Origin of the sequence: Mycolicibacterium xanthum, assembly GCF_019710635.1 — a bacterium.
Lineage (GTDB): Bacteria > Actinomycetota > Actinomycetes > Mycobacteriales > Mycobacteriaceae > Mycobacterium > Mycobacterium xanthum.
Genome location: NZ_JAIFZS010000011.1, coordinates 198443 through 220774, shown reverse-complemented (window position 1 = coordinate 220774; position 22332 = coordinate 198443). Strand labels below are relative to the sequence as shown.

Genomic DNA, 22332 nt, shown 5'->3' with positions numbered 1-22332 from the left:
GGAGGCGCGCGTGGATACGCAGATGCTGATCAGGATCGTCGTCGGGGTTCTGATGACCGCTGTCGTCGGCGTGTTTGCGGCCAAGCGCGTGCTGTGGCTGACCAAGCTGATCCGCTCCGGGCAACCGATGAGCGAGTCCAACAACCGCAAGGACCACCTGCAGAAGCGGATCACCACGCAGATCGAAGAGGTCTTCGGGCAGACCCGGCTGCTGCGCTGGTCGATCCCCGGCATCGCGCACTTCTTCACCATGTGGGGCTTCTTCATCCTGGCGACGGTCTACCTGGAGGCGTTCGGGCTGATCTTCGTCCGCAACTTCCACATCCCGTTCATCGGCAGGTGGGATGCGCTGGGCTTCCTGCAGGATTTCTTCGCCGTCGCGGTGCTGCTCGGGATCATCACGTTCGCGATCATCCGGCTCAACACCGAGCCGAAGAAGCTCGGCCGCGACTCGCGGTTCTACGGCTCGCACACCGGCGGCGCCTGGCTGATCCTGTTCATGATCTTCAACGTCATCTGGACCTACGCACTGGTCCGCGGCGCGGCGGTCAACACCGAGACCCTGCCGTACGGCAACGGGGCGTTCTTCTCGCAGCTCATGGGGTGGGTACTGCATCCGCTGGGCCACACCGCCAACGAGTGGATCGAGACGCTGGCGCTGCTCGCCCACATCGCGATCATGCTGGTGTTCCTGCTGATCGTGCTGCACTCCAAGCACCTGCACATCGGCCTGGCCCCGATCAACGTCACGTTCAAGCGGATGCCCAACGGCCTGGGCCCGCTGCTGCCGGTCGAGTCCAAGGGTGAGCTGGTCGACTTCGAGGATCCCGCCGAGGACGCCGTGCTGGGCCGCGGCAAGATCGAGGACTTCACGTGGAAGGGCTACCTCGACTTCACCACCTGTACCGAGTGCGGTCGCTGCCAGTCGCAGTGCCCGGCCTGGAACACCGGCAAACCACTGTCGCCCAAGCTCGTCATCATGAACCTGCGCGACCACATGTTCGCCAAGGCGCCCTACATCCTGGGCGAGAAGCCCGCACCCGACGAGGAGTCGCTGGCCAACGCGCTGGAGTCGGCCCAGGGTGGGTTGGTCGGCACCGAACACGACGAGGAGCACCACGTTCCCGAGTCCGGCTTCGAGCGGGTGATGGGGTCGGGTCCCGAGCAGGTGGCGCGCCCGCTGGTCGGCACCGCGGAGCAGCTGGGCGTCATCGACCCGGACGTGCTGTGGTCGTGCACCACGTGCGGCGCCTGTGTGGAGCAGTGCCCGGTCGACATCGAGCACATCGACCACATCGTCGACATGCGCCGCTACCAGGTGATGATGGAGTCCGAGTTCCCCGGTGAGCTCGGTGTGCTGTTCAAGAACCTGGAGACCAAGGGTAACCCCTGGGGCCAGAACGCCAAGGACCGCACCAACTGGATCGACGAGGTCGACTTCGATGTGCCGGTCTACGGCAAGGACGTGGAATCGTTCGCCGGCTACGAGTACCTGTTCTGGGTCGGTTGCGCCGGCGCCTACGAGGACCGCGCCAAGAAGACCACCAAGGCCGTCGCCGAGCTGCTCGCCACCGCCGGGGTGAAGTTCCTGGTGCTCGGCGAGGGCGAGACCTGCACCGGTGACTCGGCGCGCCGCTCCGGCAACGAGTTCCTGTTCCAGCAGCTGGCCGCGCAGAACGTCGAGACGATCAACGAGATGTTCGACGGTGTCGCGCGCGGCGACCGCAAGGTCGTCGTCACCTGCCCGCACTGCTTCAACACGCTGGGCCGCGAATACCCGCAGATCGGCGGCGACTACACGGTGCTGCACCACACCCAGCTGCTGAACCGGCTGGTCCGCGACAAGAAACTGGTGCCGGTGAAGTCCGTCGAGGGCCCCGGGGCCAACATCACCTACCACGACCCGTGCTACCTGGGCCGTCACAACAAGGAGTACTCGGCACCGCGTGAGCTGATCGGGGCCGCGGGCGCCACGCTGACCGAGATGCCCCGCCACGCCGACCGCGGGCTGTGCTGCGGCGCCGGCGGTGCGCGGATGTGGATGGAAGAGCACATCGGCAAGCGGGTGAACCAGGAGCGCACCGAGGAGGCCCTCGACACCGGTGCTTCGGCGATCGCCACCGGCTGCCCGTTCTGCCGCGTGATGATCACCGACGGCGTCGACGACGTCGCCGCCACCCGCGACATCGAGAAGGCCGAGGTGCTCGACGTCGCGCAGCTGCTGCTCGGCTCGCTGGACACCAGCAGCGTCACGCTGCCCGATAAGGGCACCGCGGCGAAGCGGGCCGAGGAGCAGGCGGCCAAGGTCGCCGCCGAGGCCAAGACCGCCGCACCGGCGGAGCCGGCGGCCAAGCCGGCCGCCGAACCCGAGCCGGCGGCCAAGTCCGAGGCGGCCGAGGCCCCCGCGGCCTCCAAGCCGGTCACCGGCCTGGGTATGGCGGGCGGCGCGAAGCGGCCCGGGGCCAAGAAGGCCGCCCCCGCCGCCGCGGCTCCGGCGACGCCCGAAACGCCTGCGGCGGCCGCACCGGTCGAACCCGCTGCGGCTCCCAAGCCCGAGCCCGAGGTCAAGGGCCTCGGCATCGCCGGCGGCGCCCGCAGACCTGGCGCCAAGAAGGCCGCTCCCACGGCCGCAGCTCCGGCTGCCCCGGAAGCCCCTGCGGCGCAGCCGGAGTCGGCGGCCGCCCCGGCCGAGGCGCCTGCGCCGCCCAAGCCAGAACCGGAGGTCAAAGGCCTGGGCATCGCGGCAGGAGCACGCCGGCCGGGGGCCAAGAAGGCCGCCCCTGCCGCTGCGGCCCCTGCAGCCCCCAAAGCCGAGCCGGCACAACCAGAACCGGCATCCGACGGTGAGTCCGCCGTCGCCCCGGAGCCCGCAGCCGAGGCCGTGCCCGACAAGCCCGAGCCCCCGGTGAAGGGTCTGGGCATCGCCAGAGGTGCCCGCCCGCCCGGCAAGAGGTGAGCTGCGACCAGCGATTTTATAAAATCGCTGGACGTCGGTGCGATCATGGAAGACGTGACTACCCATCCGGCGCCGTGGCATGCGGGCAGCCAACACTCGCGCCAGCGGGTGTTCTCGCAGTCGAGCAAGCTGCAGGACGTGCTGTACGAGATCCGCGGGCCCGTGCACGAACACGCGTCGCGGCTGGAGGCTGAGGGCCACCGGATCCTCAAGCTGAACATCGGCAACCCGGCCCCGTTCGGGTTCGAGGCGCCCGACGTGATCATGCGCGACATCATCGCGGCACTGCCGTACGCGCAGGGCTACTCGGATTCCAAGGGCATCGTCAGCGCGCGGCGCGCGGTGTTCACCCGCTATGAGCTCGTCGACGGGTTCCCGCGCTTCGACATCGACGACGTCTACCTCGGCAACGGTGTCTCCGAGCTGATCACGATGACGCTGCAGGCGTTGCTCGACAACGGCGACCAGGTGCTGATCCCGGCGCCGGACTATCCGCTGTGGACCGCGTCGACGTCGCTGGCCGGCGGCACCCCGGTGCACTACCTGTGCGACGAGACGCAGGGCTGGCAGCCCGACATCGCCGATCTGGAATCCAAGATCACCGACCGCACCAAGGCGATCGTGGTGATCAACCCGAACAATCCGACCGGGGCGGTCTACCCCCGCGAGGTGCTCACCCAGATCGCCGACCTGGCGCGCAAGCACGAGCTGATGCTGCTGGCCGACGAGATCTACGACAAGATCCTCTACGACGACGCCCAGCACATCGCGATGGCCTCGGTGGCCCCCGACGTGCTGACCCTGACGTTCAACGGGTTGTCCAAGGCCTACCGGGTGGCCGGCTACCGCTCCGGCTGGCTGGTGATCACCGGGCCCAAGGAGCACGCGACGAGCTTCATCGAGGGCATCAGCCTGCTGGCCAACATGCGGCTGTGCCCGAATGTCCCTGCCCAGCACGCGATTCAGGTGGCCCTCGGCGGGCATCAGAGCATCGACGACCTGGTGCTGCCGGGCGGGCGGCTGCTCGAGCAACGGGATGTGGCGTGGGAGAAGCTCAACGAGATCCCCGGGGTGTCCTGCGTGAAGCCACAGGGGGCGCTCTACGCCTTCCCGCGGCTGGATCCCGAGGTGTACGACGTCGTCGACGACGAGCAGCTGGTGCTGGATCTGCTGCTGCAGGAGAAGATCCTGGTCACCCAGGGCACCGGGTTCAACTGGCCGACACCGGATCACCTGCGCATCGTGACGCTGCCGTGGTCGCGCGACCTGGCCAACGCGATCGAGCGGCTGGGTAACTTCCTGGTCAGCTACCGCCAGTAGCCCCGCGGCGTGACGGCCCAGGGCCGTCGCCCGGCCCTCGGGCCCGACACCCCTCGGCCGTGAAGGCATCGTCACCCTCGACTGCGGGCGTGACGATGCCTTCACTTTCGGTGCCGGCGGCGACCTCTACCCTGTGCGGGTGGCGCACTCACACTCCCACTCCCACTCGCTGGACGGTCCGGCGCCGGTCGGGCCGCTGGCCGCCAGGATCGTCGTCGCCCTGCTGATCGCCACCGGGGTCGCGGTGCTGATCGGCGCTGCCCTGCTGTGGCCCAGCGGCGACAAGGCCGCCATCCCGCTGCCGTTCCAGAACGCCGCGGGCGGCGCGGTCACCACCGAGGCCGGTCACGTGATCTCCAGCACCGCGGCGGCCTGCGGCAGCCCGTCGGCGGGTGCGGTGCTGACCGCCGACCCGCTGCCCGGCACCGCCGAGGGCGCCCAGTGTGTGCAGACGCTGGTGGCGATCACGTCCGGCCCGAACAGCGGCGCCAACACCCTGCTGGAGTTCGGTGGCGGGCCCGGCCAGCCACGCCTGGTCGCCGGAGACGACATCCGGATCAGCAGGCAGGTCGACGACGTCGGCACCACCAGCTACGCGTTCTACGACTACGAGCGGACCTGGCCGCTGATCGCGCTCGCGGCGATGTTCGCGGTGGTGATCGTCGCGGTCGCCGGGTGGCGCGGGCTGCGGGCGCTGGTCGGCATCGTCATCGCGTTCGGTGTGCTGGTGGTGTTCCTGCTGCCCGCGCTGCGCGACGGGGCGCCGGCTGTCCCGGTGTCCCTGGTGGCGTCGGCGGCGATCCTCTACGCGGTGATCTACCTCGCGCACGGTGTCAGCCTGCGCACCAGCGCGGCCCTGCTGGGCACCCTGGCCGCGCTGCTGCTGGCCGCGGTGTTGTCCTGGGGCGCAATCGAGTTGGCCCATCTGACCGGCCTGTCGGAGGATCAGAACAACGAGGTGGCCGCCTACCTGGGCAACGTGTCGATCACCGGGCTGCTGTTGGCGGGCTTCATCATCGGCTCGCTGGGTGTGCTCAACGACGTCACGGTTACCCAGGCCTCGACGGTGTTCGAGCTGGCCGCGCTCGGCGACGGGGCCCCGCGCCGGCAGGTGTTCGTCGGCGCGATGCGGGTGGGCCGCGACCACATCGCCAGCACCGTCTACACGCTGGTGCTGGCCTACGCCGGCAGCGCCCTGCCGCTGCTGCTGCTCTTCAGCGTCGCCAACCGCTCCCTCGGCGATGTGCTGACCAGCGAGAGCGTGGCCATCGAGATCGCCCGCTCGGCGGTCGGCGGGATCGCACTGGCGCTGTCGGTGCCGTTGACCACCGGGATCGCCGCCCTGCTGGCCACCGCGTCTAGCGCTGGAGCAACTCCAGCAGATAGCCGCCGTAGCCGGATTTGAGCAGGGCGTGCGCGCGGGCGGCCAGGGCGTCGTCGTCGATGAACCCGACCCGCCAGGCCACCTCCTCGGGCACGCTGATCTTCAGGCCCTGGCGGCGTTCGATGGTGCGCACATAGTCGCTGGCGTCCAGCAGCGAGTCGAACGTCCCGGTGTCCAGCCACGCGGTGCCGCGGGCGAGCACCTCCACGCTGAGCCGGCCCTGGTCCAGGTAGGCCTGGTTGATCTCGGTGATCTCGTATTCACCGCGTGCCGACGGGCGCAGCGAGCGGGCGATCTCGACGACGTCGTTGTCGTAGAAGTACAGGCCCGGCACCGCATAGTGCGACTTCGGGGTGGCGGGCTTCTCCTCGAGGGACACGGCGGTGCCGTCGGCGGCGAACTCGACCACCCCGTACGCCGACGGGTTGGCCACCCAGTAGGCGAAGATCGCTCCCCCGCTGACGTTCTGGAACCGGCGCAGGCTGGTACCCAGTCCCGGACCGTAGAAGATGTTGTCCCCCAACACCAGTGCCACCGAGTCGGTGCCGATGTGGTCGGCGCCGATGACGAAGGCCTGGGCCAGCCCGTCGGGCCGTTCCTGCACGGCGTAGCTCAGGTCGATGCCGAAATCGGAACCGTCGCCGAGCAACCGGTGGAAGGCGGGTGCGTCCCGCTCGGTGGTGATCACCTGGATGTCGCGGATCCCGGCCATCATCAGCGTGGACAGTGGGTAGTAGATCAGCGGCTTGTCGTACACCGGCACCAGCTGCTTGCTGACGCCCAGGGTGATCGGATACAGCCGGGTGCCCGATCCGCCGGCCAGGATGACGCCGCGCATCAGCCGGTCAGGTCCTCGTCGGTCAGCTCGGTGGCCGCCATCGCGGCGGCCAGATCGTCGTGGCGGAACACCGAGGTGACGTGGTCGTGCACCACCCGGAAGGCGGCGGCTCCGGTGCCGCTCTCCCCCGTCACCGACACCAACCGCTGCTCGACCACGACCACCCCGTCGTGGATGTACATGCGGCCGGGCTCGATCTTGATGTCCAGCCGTTCGGCCCAGTCACGCAGCGCTGCATGGCCCTGGCCCGCACCGTGGCGGTCTCCGATCTCGATGTCGTCGCTGGACAGCTCCAGCAGGGTGTCGAAATCGCCCGCGTTGAGCGCATCGTGCCAGGCAAGGACGGTGGCCATCTCCGAAGTGGTCATGCTCAGGAAAATACGCCACTCAGTAGGGCGTGCTGTCCAGCCATGCGTCCCAGACCGTGGTGTCGCCGAACACCTCGAGGCCGGCCTCGGCGGCCGTCTTGCGCCGCACGATGGCCAGCAGCAGCTCCGTGACCGGTCCGCGCAGCGCGACGGTGCCCTTGGCGTGCGAGTGTGACCACCAGACACCGCCCGAGTCGTGCACGATGGTCCACTCCCCGGTCGGCCCCAACTTCTCCTCGGTGGCGTGCAGGTGAATCGACTGACCGAGGTCCAGCGCCACGGGGTGGCGCCTGTCCACGCAGACGCGTTCGATCCATTCGCTCAGCGCGTCGCCGGACAATTCCGGCGACAGCTCGAATCCGGCACCCAAGGCGAGCGCGGCGTCGGCACGGTGCACGGTCGCCTCGTGCAGGCGGCGGCGTATCCACCAGCCGGCGGGCCGCGGGCCGAGGAAGGTCCACACCCGGGTTTCCGGGCCGACATGGTCCACCGCGTCGATGACCAGCCGGGCGCCCTCGTCGAGCCAGTCGAGCGCGGCGTCGGGATCGTCGGGAGCCTTGCCGCCGCGGACGTCGCGGGGATCCAGTGGCTGGCTGAGCCGGTCGTGGATGATCTGTGCGGCCCAACGGTTTCCACGCCCGACATGACGGAACAGCTGTTTGAGCGTCCAGTCGCCGCAGGTGGGAACGGGCGTGGCCGGGTCGGCCGGCCGGATCAGTTCGCCGAAGGCTCGAGTCTGCTCGAGCAGCGCCGCTCGGAAGTCCACATCACGAACCTATCGTGGCGCGGGCGGTGCCAAGGCTGATCGGCAATGTTGACCACCCGCGCAGCACCCGGGTGTCACGGCGGCTGCCCATCCCGGCCAGTCGCGCGCCGGGGTAGCGCTGGAAGAACGTGCGCAGCCCGACCTCACCCTCGGCGCGGGCCAGCGCCGCCCCGAGGCAGAAATGCCTGCCGCCGGAAAACGACAGGTGCTTGCCGGCGTTGTCGCGCTCGATGTCGAAACGGTGCGGATCGTCGAACACCTTGGGATCGCGGTTGGCCCCGGCCAGGTGGATCACCACCAGCTCGCCGCGCTTGATCGGCGTCCCGGCGACCTCGACATCCTTGCGCGCGAAGCGGGCGCTCATCTGCACCGGTGAGTCCAGCCGCAGGATCTCCTCGACGGTGTTGGGCCACAGGTCCGGGCGCTCCGCCAGCGTCTCGAGGTGTTCGGGGGTGTCGAGCAGCATCCGGATCCCGTTGCCGAGCAGGTTCACGGTGGTCTCGAACCCGGCCGCCAGCACCAGCCCGGCCGTGGCCTGCAGCTCACGCTCCGACAGCCGGGCATCCTCGGCGGAGTTCTCGCTGGCCTGGATCAGCTGGCTCATCAGGTCGTCGCCGGGATGGCGGCGCAGCCGCTCGAGGTGGCCGATGAGCCAGCTGTTGAAGCCCACCAGGCCTTCGTGGACCTGGGTGTACTGCTGCCAGGACAGGCCGATGTCGAGGCTGGGCGCACCGAGTTCACCGAACCGCAGGATGTGCTGTCGGTCGCTTTCCGGGACGCCGAGGATGTCGCTGATCACCGCGACGGGCAGTTGGGCGCAGTACCGGTCGACGATGTCGACCGGTTCCTGACCGCCGGATCCGGCTTCCAGCTCGTCGAGGAGCCGGTCGGCGGTGTCCTGCACGCGGTCACGCAGCGCGTTGACCGCCCGCAAGGTGAACACCGACGACACCAGCTTGCGGCAGCGGGTGTGGTCGGGCGGCTCGATCGACAGCAGCGACGGCGGCTCGATCGGGTGCAGCAACCCGGGGTGGGTCTTGCGGTTGATCCAGCGCAGCGGCGCGGGCAGACCGGCACCCAGCGAGGACACCCGGAAATCATCGGAGCGCAGCAGCTCGTTGGCCACCCGGTGGTCGACGGTCATCAGCACCGCGCGGCACCGGATGACGGGGCCGGCGCCGCGCAGTTCGTCGGCGAAGGAAGCGGGATCGGCGCGCACCCCGGGGTCGGCGATCAACCGGGCCTGCGGATCACCGCCGCGCCGGACACCGACCGTCGACAGTCCCCGGATCACCCCGTGCAGGGCCAGCCACCGGATCCGTTGGCGAAGATCGGCCGGCATCACACGAGTTTAAGCAGCGGCCGCAGATCGTCCAAGCGGTCGAACAGGTGCCAGATGTAGGACGAGGTGCCGTTCTCCCGGTGCGGATGCAGATCGGCCAGCTCGGGATCGTTGCAGTAGTTGTCGAAGGCGGCCCTGGAGTCCCATTCCACCAGCACCAGCACGGTTCGTGGGCTGATGTCGCCGGCGATGGCATCGGCGAAGCGGCCCAGCGCGACCACCCGGCCGCCATGTTTGGCGACCTCCTGCGGCGAGCGTCGCGAGTAAGCCAGGTATTCGTCGGGGTCGGTGATGTCGAACAGGTTCAGCGCGTACACGGACATGGCCGCGACGCTACGCCGCCGTGGGTTCCCCGATCGGTCTACCCAACGCATAGACCCGCCAGCCGGCCTGCCGCCATCGCGACGCGTCGAGGCAGTTGCGGCCGTCGACAACGACTTTCGCGCGGACCGTGCCTGCAAGCGTCTCGGGGTCGAGGTCGACGAACTCGGCCCACTCGGTCAGGACCAGCGCCGCGTCGGCCCGATCGCAGGCCTCGATCGCCGAGGTCGAGTAGTTCAGCGTCGGGAACACGCTGCGCGAATTCTCCATCGCCTTGGGGTCGTAGACGTTGACCGTGGCGCCGTTTAGCTGGAGCAGCCCGGCCACGTTGAGCGCGGGCGAGTCCCGCACGTCGTCGGACTCGGGTTTGAACGCCGCTCCCAGCACCGCGATGTTGGCGCCCAGCAGCGAGCCACCGCACGCCCCGGTCGTCAGCTCCACCATCCGGCTGCGCCGCCGCATGTTGATGCTGTCGACCTCGCGCAGGAAGGTCAGCGCGTGGTTGGCGCCGAGCTCACCGGCGCGGGCCATGAACGCGCGAATGTCCTTGGGCAGGCAGCCGCCGCCGAATCCGAGCCCGGCGTTGAGGAACCGCCGCCCGATGCGGGCGTCGTAGCCGAGCGCGTCGGCCAGCAGCGTAACGTCCGCGTCGACGGCCTCGCAGACCTCCGAGATCGCGTTGATGAACGAGATCTTGGTGGCCAGAAACGCGTTCGCGGATACCTTCACCAGTTCGGCGGTTTGCAGGTCGGTCAGCAGGAACGGCACCCCGTTGGCGAGTATCGGCGCGTAGAGCTCCCGTAGGGCGGCCTCGGCCAGCTGCGAATCGCGCTGCACGCCAAGCACGATGCGATCGGGGTGCAGCGTGTCCTGCACGGCGAGCCCCTCGCGCAGGAACTCCGGATTCCACGCCACCTCCACCCGGATCCCTGCGGGCGCGAGGGCCGCGGCTCGCTCGCCGAGGTCGGCGGCGGTGCCGACGGGCACGGTGGACTTGCCGACGACCACCGCCGGCCGCCGCAGCAGCGGCACCAGGGTGTCGACGACGTTGTAGACGTGGCGCAGATCGGCCGCGTACTCCCCCTTCTTCTGCGGTGTGCCGACACCGAGGAAGTGCACGTCGGCCGACTCGGCCGCCTCGGCGTAATCGGTGGTGAACCGCAGCCGCCCGGCAGAGATGTTGCGCTGCAACATTTCCCGCAGCGCGGGTTCGTAGAACGGGACCTCCCCGCCGGACAGCTTGGCAATCTTGTCCGGGTCGATGTCGACACCGACCACCTCGTGGCCGAGTTCGGCCATTCCGGCGGCATGGGTGGCGCCGAGGTATCCGGTGCCGAAGACGGTGCATCGCATACCGCCTCTATAGGCAGCGGCGACGAGCTAGCCGCTACGCGACACTGAGCACCAGGCCAACGGCAGGTGACGAATGCCGTTCAGCGCCCACCACCGGGTGCGCAGAAGACCAGGAAGCAGTTGGTGCCCGGGGACCCGCTCGACGGGCCGCCACCGCCGCGCGACGACGATCCGGAGCCGCTGGACGAGCCGCCCGACCCCCCGCCGTAGTCGGCGGATCCCCGGCTGCTACTTCCCGATCCCGAACTCGAGCCGGACCCACCGCCCGGATAACCGGACCCGGCACCGGGAACTTGGGGAATCTGGGGTACCGGAACCTGCGGCACCTGCGGCACCGGGATCTGCGGCACCTGTGGCACCCGGGTGGTCGGCTGCACGGTCTGGGTCGGCCAGTCCGACTGCGACGACCCGTCACCTTCGCCCGGGTCCTCGCGCTGATTGGGCCAGGTCCAGATCGGCTTGGGGGGCGTCCAGTTCGGCCACGGCTTCGGCACCACGACCACCGGTGGAGGAACCACCACCGGTGGAGCCACCACCGGTGCGGGCGCGGCCGGTGCGGGAGCGGGCGCAGCGGGCGGCGGCGCGGGCGCGGGCGCCGCGGGTTCGGGTGCACGCTCGACGTAGACGGTGCGGGGCGCCTGTTGCGGCGCCTCCTGGACCACCGGCACCGGCGCCTGAATGGTCTCGGCCGACGGCGGCGCCGGCGGCGGCTCGACGGCCTGCTGCACCGCCGGCGGAGGCGCGGGCGCCTGAGTGCTCGGCACGATGGCGCTCTGCGCCGGGCTGGGGCGTTGATCGGCGGTGGGCCGGATGCTGACCGCCAGCGAGATGACCAGCGCGATGACACCGATGACGAAGATCGACGTCAACGCGCTGCCGACCAGTAGGAAGGGCTTACGCCCGTCCTCGATCTCCCGGGCCTCGGTGGGCGCGAACTCGTCGACGGCCACCTGCGAACTGAGCAGCGAGAGCTGGGTCTCCGCCGCGGCGGTACCGGCGTAGGCCGATCCCGCGGTCGCGCCGTCCGGGTCCTGCGAATACGCCAGGCCCACCGTGGTCGCCTCGAATGCGGGCGCGTTCGCGCAGGCAAGTGCGGCGCCGCGGGACAGCGCCAGCGCGGCGTCCTCGGGCGCGCTGACCGGCAGCGCGATCTGATGCTCCAGGTGCGCCTTCACCGAGGCGATATCGAGGCCGGAACCGACGACGAACACACCCTGTGGCGGGGTCTCCTGATCGGCGACCACGCCGGCCATCTCGGCGAGCACGGCCATCGCGTCGGAACTGTGCAGCGTCCGGCTCAGCACCTTGACCACCGAGCCGTCGTCGGTCTGCACCACCGACAGCGTCGCGAGGTCACGATGGACGAACAGCAGCGCGGTGGTCTGGTAGCCGACCGCCCGACCGACGGCCTGGGCCAGCGCGGCCGCCGCGTGGCCCTCGGAGACCAGCATCACGCCGTCGATGCCCTGGGCGGCCAGGGCGTCCCGCAGCGCGGTCGCCTCGGCGTGATCGCTCCAGGTGACCCCGATCGCCCGGAGGTGATGCCCGCTGGCCTGCGCGCTCTCCCTGGTGCCCAGAATGGCCTCGACAACCTGCTCGGCCACGTTTGCCGAGCCGCCCGCGGCACCGACTTCGAACACGTCGTGGTCGACGGTGACCCCGTCCGCCTTTTCGCCTTCGACCAGCACCATGCGGACCGTCGTCGGTGTCATGGACACACCCAGTACGATGTCCACCGGCCCCTCCAACTTGTTTGCTACAACTACCTGGTCGTCAGTGCCCTCCCTGGCATGACGAGCCGACAACTAGATACTTCATCGGCTCGACCAGCTGACGCGTTACAGGTGACGTTGTTAGCTGGCGGCGGTGAAGACCCAGCCGCGACGCGACGGCGCGCAGGGGGGCGGCGGCGCCCATGTCCGCGACACTACCCGCGGCGCCGACGATTCGTCTGTGACGTTTCTCGTCAGACGGATCTGATGAAATTCTGGTAGGACCGCGACGGTGTGGGGCCGCGCTGGCCCTGGTACTTCGAGCCCGCCCGGGAGCTGCCGTAGGGGTGTTCGGCGGGGCTGGTCAGCCGCAGCAGGCACAGCTGGCCGATCTTCATTCCCGGCCACAGCGTGATCGGCAGGTTCGCGACGTTGGACAACTCCAACGTGATATGGCCGGAGAATCCGGGGTCGATGAAACCGGCGGTCGAGTGGGTGAGCAACCCGAGCCGGCCCAGCGAGGACTTTCCCTCCAGCCGGCCGGCCAGGTCGTCGGGCAGGCTGCAGCGTTCCAGCGTCGCCCCGAGCACGAACTCACCCGGATGCAACACGAACGGCTCGCCCTCCTTCGGCTCGACCAGGCTGGTCAGATCGTCCTGTCGCTGCGCCGGGTCGATGTGGGTGTAGCGGGTGTTGTTGAAGACCCGGAACAGGTTGTCGAGACGGACGTCGACACTGGACGGCTGGACCAGGCTGTCGTCGAAGGGGTCGACACCGAGCCTGCCGGCCTCGATCTCGGCGCGGATGTCGCGGTCGGAGAGCAGCACGTCACGAGCGTAGTCGGCGCGGTGGCATGCTCTAGGAATGACCGGCAGCGTCGACTTCCACTTCGACCCGATGTGTCCGTTCGCATATCAGACATCCCTGTGGATCCGGGACGTCCGCGACCAGACCGGCATCGCTGTGAACTGGCGGTTCTTCAGCCTGGAGGAGGTCAACCGGGTCGAGGGCAAGAAGCATCCCTGGCAGCGGCCGTGGTCCTACGGGTGGTCACTGATGCGCATCGGGGCGCTGTTGCGGCGCCGCGACCCCGCTCTGCTGGACCGCTGGTACGCCGTGATCGGCCGCGAACTGCACGATCTGGGCGGCAAACCGCACGACCCGGCGGTCGCGCAGCGGCTGCTGACCGACATCGGCGTCGACGCCGCGGTGCTCGACGAGGCGATGGACGACCCCACCACCCACGACGAGGTGCGCGCCGACCATCAGCGGGTGCTCGACGCCGGCGGATACGGCGTGCCGACGCTCTTCCTGGATGGCCAGTGCCTGTTCGGCCCCGTGCTGGTGGATCCGCCCACCGGGACCGAGGCGTTACGCCTGTGGCAGGTGGTGACGGGCATGGCCGCCCTGCCCCACGTCTACGAGCTGCAGCGGCCGAAGACCGCCGCCGACGCCGAGCTGATCGGGCGCAGCCTGCGGCCCTACCTGGACGGGCGGGACTGGGTGAGCATCAACCGCGGCGAGGTGATCGACGTCGAGCGGCTGGTCGGCGAAGGCTGACTTGATACGGGTGCTAGCCTTCTGGTTCGAACAGGCCGATGTAGTTCAATGGCAGAACATCAGCTTCCCAAGCTGAATACGCGGGTTCGATTCCCGTCATCGGCTCCACATTGAGCAGGACATATACCGCCTAGCGGCAATTGGGCGGATAGTTCGGTACCCCCGCCGTACCCCGAGTTCGCAGCCTCATGAATGCCCGAACCAACCCCAGATCGGTTTTTCGGCGTTGTGGACCGCGAAGGCGGCGTTAACTGTAACGCGGGATTTTCAGGTTGGGTTACTCCAGGACTGTCCGATCGCACATTCCCAGAAGGTAGGTCCCCTGATGCTGGTGGATCGTCACACCCGGGGAATCGGCACCTGGGTGTCGCGCAGGGCTCATCGGTCCGGAGACCGCATCGCGTTGATCGATGGCGACAGGCGCATCACCTACGCCGAGTTCGACCGGCGGACCGACCAACTCGCCCGGGCGCTACGCGACATCGGCGTGCGACAGGGCGACCGGGTGGCCGCTTTGCTCGTCAACGGCGCGGCATTCCTGGAGACGATGTTCGCCTCGGCCAAGCTCGGCGCGGTGTTCGTGCCGATCAACTTCAGGCTGGCCCCGCCTGAAGTGACCTATCTGCTGGCCGATTCCGGCGCAGACGTCTTCGTCTGGTCGGGTGAGCTGTCACCGCTCGCCCGCGCCGCCATCTCTGGTGAGGGTGTCCGAGTGCGCACCCGCGTGGTGGTCGGCGGCGAGCCCGCCGACGGCGAGACGGACTTCGAAGAGATGCTGGCCGGTGGCGAGCCGAGGGCCGTGGGCATCAGCGTTGCGGGCACCGACCTGTGCTGCCTCATGTACACATCTGGCACAACGGGGCGTCCCAAGGGCGTGATGCTCACCCACGACAACCTGCTCTGGCAGGTGATCAACTCCCTCACCTTGGGACGCGGGCTACGCGAGACCGACCGGACCGTGACGGTCGCACCGTTGTTCCACATCGGGGCTCTGGGAGTGCACACGCTTCCGCTGCTGTACGTCGGGGGGACGAACACGATCTTGCCGTCGTTCGACCCCGCGAAGACGCTCGCCACCATGGCACGAGAGCGCGTCACCGTGCAGTTCCTGGTACCCGCGATGTGGGCCGCCCTGATGGCCGTCTCCGATTTCGATTCCTACGATCTGTCGGCACTCGAGCTTGCGATCACCGGTGGGGCGCCCTGTCCGCTACCCGTACTTGACTACTTCCAGGGCAAGGGAGTGCCGTTCCAAGAGGGCTTCGGCATGACCGAGACCGCGCCCGGGGTGTCGGTCCTCGACGCCGATCACATCAAGGAGAAGCAGGGTTCGATCGGGCGCGCGCTTTTCCACGTGGAAACGCGCATCGTGGATCAGCACGACCACGACGTGCCCATCGACGAGGTGGGCGAGCTTGTCGTGCGCGGACCGAACGTTTTCGCCGGGTACTGGGGATTACCCGAGGCGACCGCGGAAGCGTTTCGCGGCGGCTGGTTCCACACCGGTGACATGGGCCGGATGGACGCCGAGGGTTTCATCACTCTGGTCGACCGCAAGAAGGACATGATCATCAGCGGCGGTGAGAACGTCTACCCGATCGAGGTCGAGCAGGTGCTCTACCGACATCCGGCGGTCCGTGAGGTCGCCGTGGTGGGTGTGCCACATACCAAGTGGGGAGAATCGCCCATCGCCGTCGTCGCCCTCAAGGACAGCGCGCAGGCGACCGCCGACGAACTCATCGGCTACGCCCGTGAGCGTCTGGCCCACTTCAAATGCCCTACCCGCATCGAATTCGTGCCGGAACTGCCCCGCACTGCGACCGGCAAGGTGGTCAAGACGACGCTACGTAAGCAGTACGGCGGCCAGGAGACGACCGTGCAGCGGTGAACCTGACTACTGCTCATCCGCCCCTTCTAGCGACCTCAGTACATCGGCGATGATCGCTCCGCCCCGAGTCGCCGCCCGGTGACGGTGTGCGGCACGATCTTGAGCCACACGTTGTGGATTCCGACTGCCCACGGCGTCGGGAAGTGGCCATCCATCGCTCGCAGCAGGGCAGGAACCCTTTCCGGGTCGACCTCGGCCCCGACGCCTCGCACCAGCACGCTCCATCCGGACTTCTGCTCCTCATCGACGTGGTCGACCTCGAAGGCGAGCATCGGTTGCTGCATCGCCGCTCGTTTAGCACCACCCTCGACGCGGAGGACGATGTCCTTGTCCGCTATGGCGTAGTTGACGGGCACGGCGAGCGGTCCGAGGTCATCCTGGTACACGAGTCGCCCGACCTTTGCGGCAGTGAGCAGCCGGAGGCATTCGTCGGGCGAGAGGTCTTCAAGCTCACGTTGTGTCATGTTGCGATTCTCGCCTCGGCGCACGGTGGCGGCCACGGCCGAAGGTCCCATCTGCGGTAGCCCAAGTGCCCGGCAGAAGATGGCCGCCGATCCGGCGCGCATCCGGACGACCTGGCGTTGCGCACGGACGTTTTGCGGATCCGGGATGGCCACCGACGGGTGGAGCCCTCCATGTCGGTGAACAAGAATGTCACCACCCCCGAAGGCGGTGCCGCTATACCAGCGGACGCCTCGCAGGATGCCACACCGAAACCGGTCCCAGCGTGCGCATCGCCGGAGTCCGCCATGGGTAGTTCGTCGCACCCGGCCGCCGACAGCAGGAGATGGCGCCGTGCCCGAAAACCCCGTCGACAGCGGGTCATGCCACCGTGGCAGGTGCCTTTCCGGTTCGGGTTCTGTCTGCACGGGTCCATTTCGCTGTCGGGCAAGGCGATGACCGGAGATGACATTCGCCCCTATCCGTCAAGCGCGGTGGGGACACCATGATTGTCGGGTAAGGACGAGAACGAGCGCTTCAGGAGGCCATCGTGATCGAGATTTTGACCGGCTTTCCCGACAACGTAGCGGCATTCGCCTGCCACGGGCACGTCACCAAGGCTGACTACGAAACGGTGCTGATGCCCGATGTCGAGAAGAAACTGCAGCAGCACGAGAAGGTCAGCATTTACTACGAGACCGCCCCGGATTTCAAAGGCTTCGATCCCGGCGCAATGTGGGATGACACGAAGGTCGGATTCAGTCATTACTCCAAGTGGGAGCGCATCGCGGTGGTTACCGACGTGGACTGGATCAAGCACACGATGAGGTTCGCCGGTTTCTTGATGCCGGCCGAAGTGCGGGCATTTCCCAGTACCGACACCGACGAGGCTCGCGGCTGGATCGCCAAGGCCGAAGCGGCCTAGACAACTCAACATCATCTTTGCCTCGCCGTATCATCTTTGCCTCGTCGTCGACTGCCGCGGGTGGGTTGGCAGTGAGCAGGTGGCCGCGGCGGCGCTGGGATGTGGAGGCGATGCCCCTGCCGGCCGGTGATATACGTCAACCGCGTGGGGAATCGCGCATCATCCGTTCTCCTCCGCGAGCGTGGGTCAATGAACGCGCGTGTCGAGGAGTTGGAGTTCCAGGCCGAGGCGCGGCAACTGCTGGATTTGATTGTCCACTCGGTCTACTCCAGTAAGGACGCGTTTGTGCGGGAGTTGATCTCGAACGCCTCCGATGCGCTGGACAAGCTGCGGCTTGAAGCGTTCCGGAACAAGGACCTGAACCTCGATACCTCCGATTTGCACATCGAGATCGAGGTGGCCGAACTGCTCTACGGCACAGCCCTTCTCGCTGAAGGCGGCGAACTCGAGGATCCGGCACGGTTCGCCGAGCTGCTCGCCGACCGTTTGACTCGCACGGTGTAGCCGGCTTTTTTGGCTGATCCGTGCTCACCGAACGCGAGACGAGCCGACAATCGTCGTGGCGTGTCCAACGGTTTCGATCGATCGGAGAGGTCCAACGACAGGGCGCCCAGCCGACTCGTGCGCCTCGCCGGACCGGTTCAGGCCGCGCGCTGGCGGACGAGGCTACCCAGGAAAGGGGTCGGTATGCCACAGCAGAACATCGAGGTCGTCAAGCGGGGTTACGAAGCCTTCTCCAAAGGTGACGTCGAGGCGGTGATGAGCCAGTTCGACGACAACCTCGAGTGGGTGCAACCGGGCGAAAGCGCGATCAGCGGTATCTATCGCGGCAAAGCCGAGTTCGGCCAATACCTGGGGCGGTTGGCCGAGAAGGCGCTCGCGGTCAGGCCGCTGAACTTCTTGGCCGATGGCGACACGGTCGTCGCGTTCGCGGAGGTGACCGTCGGCAGTGACATGTGCGAAGACGCCGACGTGTACACGCTGCGCGACGGCAAGATCGTACGGGCACAGATCTACACCGACACGGCAATGATGGAGCGCGTCTTCGGCCGGAAGTGAGCACGTTGTCGAGGATGGTGCAGCCCTCGTGGCCCGAGTGCCGGATCGTCGATGCCGCCGAGCCGGGTGATGTCGTTCATCTCATCGCGGGCGAGGTCGCCCGACCGGCCCGATGGGCTGGCCAGCCGGGTGCGCCTCTCGTCTAGTGTCATACGCCGGTACCAGTGGGCAGTGTGGCCCGGGCGAAGGTTCCCTGACGGAGGGGTTCAGGTGAACAGTTCCCGGTGTGAGGCGATGTACTGCTCGACGGTCTGCGGGGGCTGGCCGGTGACCTGTTCGACGTCGCGGGTGAAGCGGTCGTAACGGTTTTCCCGATGCCGGCGCGCCACGATCGCAAGGTGCTGCTGATCGAGGTCGGACAGGCCCGAGGTCCGCAAACACTGGCGCACCCAGTCGTCGTAGGGGATGTCTTCGGCGCTGATCGGCCGTCCCAGCGCGTGCGAGTACTGTTCGGCCAGCTCTTTGAGGTCGAGCACCTGCGGGCCGGTCAGTCCGTAGACCTGTCCGTCCCCGGGCGGGTCGACCAGCAGGGCCGCGACCACGCGTGCCACATCCTCGGCGGCGATCGGGGAGGTGCGCCCGGCGCCGAACGGCAAAGCCAGCGCAGCGTGGTCACGCACGGATCGTGTGGCGCACACCGTGAAGAGCGGATTGTTGATCAACACCGTGGGACGCACGTGGACCACCGGCAGACCCGACCAGTTCATGATCTGCTCGCAGAGCCAGAGCAGCTGCTGCTGGCGGGACTCCTGGCCATCGGTCAGGGTCATCTGCGACACCGTCATCTGCGACAGGTTCACGATCACCTCCAAACCGGCCAGTTCGCGGGCGGCCGCGCAGACGAACGCCGCCTTCTGGAGGTAGTCGACCGAGATGCTCGTGTTGAAGAACATGCGCGTGACGCCGCGCATCGCGGTGAGGACGTCGGCTGGAGTGGTGAGCTCACCGACGACGACCTCGGCTCCGAGTTCGCGCAACCGGCCGGCGAGGGAGTCATCGAGACGCACCATGGCCCGCACCGGCTCGCCCTTGCTCCTCAGCAACTCGACGACGGACTGACTGACCTGGCCCAGAGCCTGCGTCCTGGCGGAGGCGGTGATCAGATACATGGCAGTCAATTTAGTCACCAACGGACTCCGACACGTCACAGTCCACGGACTATGCCTCGACTACTTCGTGGATGTTGCACCCCATCCGCCAGCATGTAGGCAGTCGGCATGCCGCAACCGGCGTCGGCAGGCTCATGGCGACGAGGTACCGGGCGCACGGCGAATCGGACTCGGCGCGGTAGTTCTCGCGTTCCGTTCAATCGGGGACCTCGTCCGACTGCGATCACCCGGGCATGCCGATCCGATCACGTTGTGGCCATCGTGGCAGGAAATGTCCGGTTCGGTCAATCCGGTGGCGGAACAATGAAAGATCCACGCCTCACTGATCGAGCCAGAGCGCCCGAAAGGAGCGTCGATCATGCAGTCAGAAACCGCCCTTTACCCGGTTCGGGTCCGAGGCGACCTCGACCCCGCGCTGTCACGTTGGCAGTGGCTGGTCAAGTGGATCCTCGCCATCCCGCATTACATCGTCCTGTTCTTCCTGCACATCGCGTACGTGGTGGTCACGGTGATCGCGTTCTTCGCGATCCTGTTCACCGGCAGATACCCACGCGGCCTGTTCGACTTCAACGTCGGTGTCATGCGCTGGCGCTGGCGGGTCATCTTCTACGCGTTTTCCCCGCTGGGCTCTGACAGGTACCCTCCGTTCAGCCTGCAGCCGAACTCCGCGTATCCGGCCGATCTGGAGGTCGACTACCCCGAGCAGCTGCATCGGGGCCTGGTGTTGATCAAGTGGTGGCTGCTGGCCATCCCCCACTATCTGATACTCGCGGCCTTCTTCTACGGCGGTCTGCAGTTCTTGGGCACCGACGACAGCAATGGGCGCGGCTTCATGCCGGTCCCGTTGGTCGATGTCCTGTTGCTGATCGTGGTGGTAGCCCTCCTGTTCACCGCCCGCTATCCGAAGGGTCTGTACGACTTCGTGATGGGCATCAACCGGTGGGGTATTCGGGTGCACGCCTACGCCTCGCTGATGCGCGACGAGTATCCACCGTTCCGACTCGACATGGGGCCGCGTGAACCTCAACCCCGGGACGCACCCGAATTTACTTGAGGCGCTGAGGGACTGAGGGGCCTCCGACCTCACCCTGTTGCCGAACCTGTTTATTCAGCGGATGCAATCATCAGAGTGGTCGGACGGCTGTCCGACGGGATATCAGCCGGGGTGTGAGTCTGATCGATCTGGTCGTAGGCATAGGTCTCAGAATCGTGGCCGACGACGAAGAATTCGGCATGAGCCGCGATGAACTCCGTACGATGTTGGCGGATAACGGCATCGAGACAAGAACCTTCTTCATCTCGATGCACTTCCAACCGATCTATGGGGACCGCTTCAAGGGTCAGCGGTATCCGGTCTCGGGGCGACTGCGCAGCGCTGAACGTCCCCGGCTCGCTGTCGGCCAGCCCGAACGTGCCTGCAGCGGAACCGATCCAGCCGGCGGCGACACCATCGCAGAGGACTCCCGGGCGCCCGAGCCGACCGCAGCCATCAGCGAACGCCCAGCGCCGACTCCAGTTCGGCGAATGCGTTCTCGGTCAGCGGTATCAGGGTCTGGATGTCCGGCACCAGATTGCGGCCGGCGACGTAACCGAACGACACGGTTCCGGCATAGGAGCACATGGTGGCATTGAGCCCCAGACCGTCGAATACCGTCGAGATGGGGTAGAGCGAATCCAGATGTGCGCCATTGAAGTACATCTCGGTCCTGGGGCCGCGCACATTCGAGATCGGCACGTTGTAACCGGTTCGCCACTTGGGCACCAACGGCAGCAACGAGAGCAGCAGACTCGGCGCCAGATTCGGTGCGGTCAGTAGCGTTGTCACCGCCGAACCGCGCCGGGCCACCTCGTTCTTGGCCCACTGCATCGAGCGGTGGATGAGGGCCAACCGGTCTGCTGCGTCGTCCAGGTCGGTGCCCAGTGGGCATTGCTGCAGTCCGAACATGTTGCCGTGACCCATCTGCGCCGCCTCGCCCTCGACGCGCACCGACACCGGCAGGAAGCCGATCAGCGAACGTCCCGGCAGTTCGTCGTGGGCGGCCAGCCACCCGCGCAGCGCACCGGACACCACGGCGGTCAGAACATCGTTGTTGGTAACTCCGGCTGCATCCTGGATCGCCTGCACGCGGTCCAGCGGCCAGCTGCCCCCGGTGACGGCCCGCTCCGGTCCCAACCGCCGGTTGAAGCGGGTGTGCGGTGCGGCCAGCGGAAACGGGCTCTCACCGGTGAGCGCACCGGCGAGGTAGTCGGCGCCGCCGCCGACCACGTCGTGCGCGAACCCGATCGAGGACCGCCCGGCATCCAGCAGGGAACGCAGCGCCGACACCGGGTTCGGCAGGATCCCCGACGCCGGCTCGTCGGCCCGCACGGGTGAATGCTCACCGGCGACGTAGAACGGCTTCACCGATCGGTCGGACGGATCGGTGCTCAGTCCGTCGGCGATCATCTGCATGCCCTCGACGCCGTCGACCAGGGTGTGGTGCATCTTGATGTAGAACGCGAATCGACGGTCGGGTAGCCCGTCGATGAGGTAGGCCATCCACTGCGGTTTGTGCCGTTCCAGCGGCCGGGAGTGCAGCTCGGCGATCAGGTCCCACACCGCATGGTCCCCGGAGCCCGGCGGCAGGATCCTGGCCTGCACGTGGTCGGGCAGGTCGACCTCGACTTCCTCCCAGTTCCACAGGCCCAGGGTGTCCAGCCCGATATGGGGACGCCGGCACAGCCGCGGGTCGATCTCGCCGCCGCCGAGTAACGCCTGCCGGTGCAGATCGTCGGTGAAATGCGGACCGGCTCCGGGCGGCGGGCTGAAGACCAGGAGCGCCCCGACATGCATCGGGCTGGCCAGCGCCTCGCCGGTGATCATCGCCGCATCCAGGGGGTCCATCACGTTCACTGCCAGTCACCACCACTGAGTCTGGATCGCACGATCGTCTTTCCTCTACACGGCAAGCTACTCGGCCACAGTGAGCTTCAGGCAGGCATCGATGTCG

19 protein-coding genes, 1 tRNA gene and 1 pseudogene are annotated in these 22332 nt (G+C 67.6%); 10 read left to right on the top strand and 11 right to left on the bottom strand.

The features are described 5' to 3' along the window. Positions 1-10 precede the first annotated feature (10 nt). From JDV09_RS07200 to JDV09_RS07190, 3 genes are all read left to right on the top strand, one after another. Positions 11-2956, top strand: coding sequence for a (Fe-S)-binding protein (locus JDV09_RS07200; protein WP_221368419.1), 2946 nt, complete (start codon positions 11-13; stop codon positions 2954-2956). A gap of 45 nt (positions 2957-3001) precedes the next feature. Further along, positions 3002-4276: a pyridoxal phosphate-dependent aminotransferase gene (locus tag JDV09_RS07195; RefSeq protein WP_221368418.1), complete on the top strand. Its 1275-nt coding sequence runs from the start codon at positions 3002-3004 to the stop codon at positions 4274-4276. Positions 4277-4415: 139 nt separating this feature from the next. Next, positions 4416-5681, top strand: coding sequence for a YibE/F family protein (locus JDV09_RS07190; protein ID WP_221368417.1), 1266 nt, complete (start codon positions 4416-4418; stop codon positions 5679-5681). Here JDV09_RS07190 and rfbA read toward each other — a convergent pair. The 8 genes from rfbA to dcd form a co-directional block, all read right to left on the bottom strand. Continuing rightward, complete coding sequence (gene rfbA / locus JDV09_RS07185; protein ID WP_221368416.1) at positions 5635-6498, bottom strand: glucose-1-phosphate thymidylyltransferase RfbA; 864 nt, start codon at positions 6496-6498, stop codon at positions 5635-5637. The genes JDV09_RS07190 and rfbA overlap by 47 nt on opposite strands. Further along, positions 6498-6866, bottom strand: coding sequence for a nuclear transport factor 2 family protein (locus tag JDV09_RS07180; RefSeq protein ID WP_221368415.1), 369 nt, complete (start codon positions 6864-6866; stop codon positions 6498-6500). The genes rfbA and JDV09_RS07180 overlap by 1 nt, the downstream gene beginning before the upstream one ends. A gap of 19 nt (positions 6867-6885) precedes the next feature. Then, complete coding sequence (locus JDV09_RS07175) at positions 6886-7632, bottom strand: maleylpyruvate isomerase N-terminal domain-containing protein (RefSeq protein ID WP_221368414.1); 747 nt, start codon at positions 7630-7632, stop codon at positions 6886-6888. A 1-nt stretch (position 7633) separates the two neighbouring features. Next, positions 7634-8974, bottom strand: a complete 1341-nt coding sequence (locus JDV09_RS07170; protein WP_221368413.1) for a cytochrome P450 — start codon at positions 8972-8974, stop codon at positions 7634-7636. Then, complete coding sequence (locus tag JDV09_RS07165) at positions 8974-9297, bottom strand: DUF1330 domain-containing protein (protein ID WP_221368412.1); 324 nt, start codon at positions 9295-9297, stop codon at positions 8974-8976. Before JDV09_RS07165 ends, JDV09_RS07170 begins: the two co-directional genes overlap by 1 nt. A gap of 10 nt (positions 9298-9307) precedes the next feature. Then, entirely contained in the window at positions 9308-10648 is a 1341-nt protein-coding gene (locus JDV09_RS07160) for a UDP-glucose dehydrogenase family protein (RefSeq protein ID WP_221368411.1), read from the bottom strand. A gap of 80 nt (positions 10649-10728) precedes the next feature. Next, a complete protein-coding gene (locus tag JDV09_RS07155) occupies positions 10729-12384 on the bottom strand; it encodes a DUF7159 family protein (protein ID WP_221368410.1) in 1656 nt (551 codons plus the stop codon). Between the two features lie 230 nt (positions 12385-12614). Next, the gene (gene dcd / locus JDV09_RS07150) at positions 12615-13187 is read right to left on the bottom strand and encodes a dCTP deaminase (RefSeq protein WP_221368409.1); all 573 of its coding nucleotides are present in this window, start codon (positions 13185-13187) and stop codon (positions 12615-12617) included. A 37-nt stretch (positions 13188-13224) separates the two neighbouring features. On the opposite strand from dcd, the gene JDV09_RS07145 reads away from it, so the two are divergent. From JDV09_RS07145 to JDV09_RS07135, 3 genes are all read left to right on the top strand, one after another. Then, positions 13225-13920 carry a mycothiol-dependent nitroreductase Rv2466c family protein gene (locus JDV09_RS07145; RefSeq protein WP_221368408.1) on the top strand — a complete coding sequence of 232 codons (696 nt, stop codon included), beginning with the start codon at positions 13225-13227 and terminating at the stop codon, positions 13918-13920. Positions 13921-13954: 34 nt separating this feature from the next. Then, positions 13955-14028, top strand: a tRNA-Gly gene (locus tag JDV09_RS07140). Between the two features lie 217 nt (positions 14029-14245). After that, positions 14246-15808, top strand: coding sequence for an acyl-CoA synthetase (locus JDV09_RS07135; RefSeq protein WP_221368407.1), 1563 nt, complete (start codon positions 14246-14248; stop codon positions 15806-15808). A 35-nt stretch (positions 15809-15843) separates the two neighbouring features. On the opposite strand, the gene JDV09_RS07130 is transcribed toward JDV09_RS07135, so the two are convergent. Next, a complete protein-coding gene (locus JDV09_RS07130; RefSeq protein ID WP_308124042.1) occupies positions 15844-16425 on the bottom strand; it encodes a pyridoxamine 5'-phosphate oxidase family protein in 582 nt (193 codons plus the stop codon). A gap of 374 nt (positions 16426-16799) precedes the next feature. Here JDV09_RS07130 and JDV09_RS07125 point away from each other — a divergent pair, with 374 nt between their 5' ends. The 3 genes and pseudogenes from JDV09_RS07125 (at position 16800) to JDV09_RS07115 (ending at position 18233) form a co-directional block, all read left to right on the top strand. Further along, positions 16800-17174, top strand: a complete 375-nt coding sequence (locus JDV09_RS07125) for a SpoIIAA family protein (RefSeq protein WP_221368406.1) — start codon at positions 16800-16802, stop codon at positions 17172-17174. 189 nt (positions 17175-17363) lie between these two features. After that, a pseudogene (locus tag JDV09_RS07120) lies at positions 17364-17570 on the top strand (molecular chaperone HtpG); the annotation flags it as partial. 291 nt (positions 17571-17861) lie between these two features. Next, complete coding sequence (locus JDV09_RS07115) at positions 17862-18233, top strand: nuclear transport factor 2 family protein (RefSeq protein ID WP_221368505.1); 372 nt, start codon at positions 17862-17864, stop codon at positions 18231-18233. A 206-nt stretch (positions 18234-18439) separates the two neighbouring features. Here the strand turns inward: JDV09_RS07115 and JDV09_RS07110 are convergent, their stop codons facing one another. Then, positions 18440-19342, bottom strand: a complete 903-nt coding sequence (locus JDV09_RS07110) for an NAD(P)H-binding protein (RefSeq protein WP_221368405.1) — start codon at positions 19340-19342, stop codon at positions 18440-18442. Positions 19343-19700: 358 nt separating this feature from the next. On the opposite strand from JDV09_RS07110, the gene JDV09_RS07105 reads away from it, so the two are divergent. Next, positions 19701-20396, top strand: a complete 696-nt coding sequence (locus tag JDV09_RS07105; protein ID WP_221368404.1) for a DUF4389 domain-containing protein — start codon at positions 19701-19703, stop codon at positions 20394-20396. 435 nt (positions 20397-20831) lie between these two features. Here JDV09_RS07105 and JDV09_RS07100 read toward each other — a convergent pair whose 3' ends face one another. Further along, positions 20832-22235, bottom strand: a complete 1404-nt coding sequence (locus tag JDV09_RS07100) for a wax ester/triacylglycerol synthase family O-acyltransferase (RefSeq protein WP_221368403.1) — start codon at positions 22233-22235, stop codon at positions 20832-20834. Positions 22236-22332: the final 97 nt, after the last annotated feature.

Excerpts from the sequence above, each read along its gene's own strand:
- JDV09_RS07195 (WP_221368418.1), top strand. The coding sequence starts at position 3,002 with ATGGAAGACGTGACTACCCATCCGGCGCCGTGGCATGCGGGCAGCCAA.
- rfbA (WP_221368416.1), bottom strand. The coding sequence starts at position 6,498 with ATGCGCGGCGTCATCCTGGCCGGCGGATCGGGCACCCGGCTGTATCCG.
- JDV09_RS07180 (WP_221368415.1), bottom strand. The coding sequence starts at position 6,866 with ATGACCACTTCGGAGATGGCCACCGTCCTTGCCTGGCACGATGCGCTC.
- JDV09_RS07170 (WP_221368413.1), bottom strand. The coding sequence starts at position 8,974 with ATGCCGGCCGATCTTCGCCAACGGATCCGGTGGCTGGCCCTGCACGGG.
- JDV09_RS07165 (WP_221368412.1), bottom strand. The coding sequence starts at position 9,297 with ATGTCCGTGTACGCGCTGAACCTGTTCGACATCACCGACCCCGACGAA.
- JDV09_RS07160 (WP_221368411.1), bottom strand. The coding sequence starts at position 10,648 with ATGCGATGCACCGTCTTCGGCACCGGATACCTCGGCGCCACCCATGCC.
- JDV09_RS07145 (WP_221368408.1), top strand. The coding sequence starts at position 13,225 with ATGACCGGCAGCGTCGACTTCCACTTCGACCCGATGTGTCCGTTCGCA.
- JDV09_RS07135 (WP_221368407.1), top strand. The coding sequence starts at position 14,246 with ATGCTGGTGGATCGTCACACCCGGGGAATCGGCACCTGGGTGTCGCGC.
- JDV09_RS07115 (WP_221368505.1), top strand. The coding sequence starts at position 17,862 with ATGCCACAGCAGAACATCGAGGTCGTCAAGCGGGGTTACGAAGCCTTC.
- JDV09_RS07110 (WP_221368405.1), bottom strand. The coding sequence starts at position 19,342 with ATGTATCTGATCACCGCCTCCGCCAGGACGCAGGCTCTGGGCCAGGTC.
- JDV09_RS07105 (WP_221368404.1), top strand. The coding sequence starts at position 19,701 with ATGCAGTCAGAAACCGCCCTTTACCCGGTTCGGGTCCGAGGCGACCTC.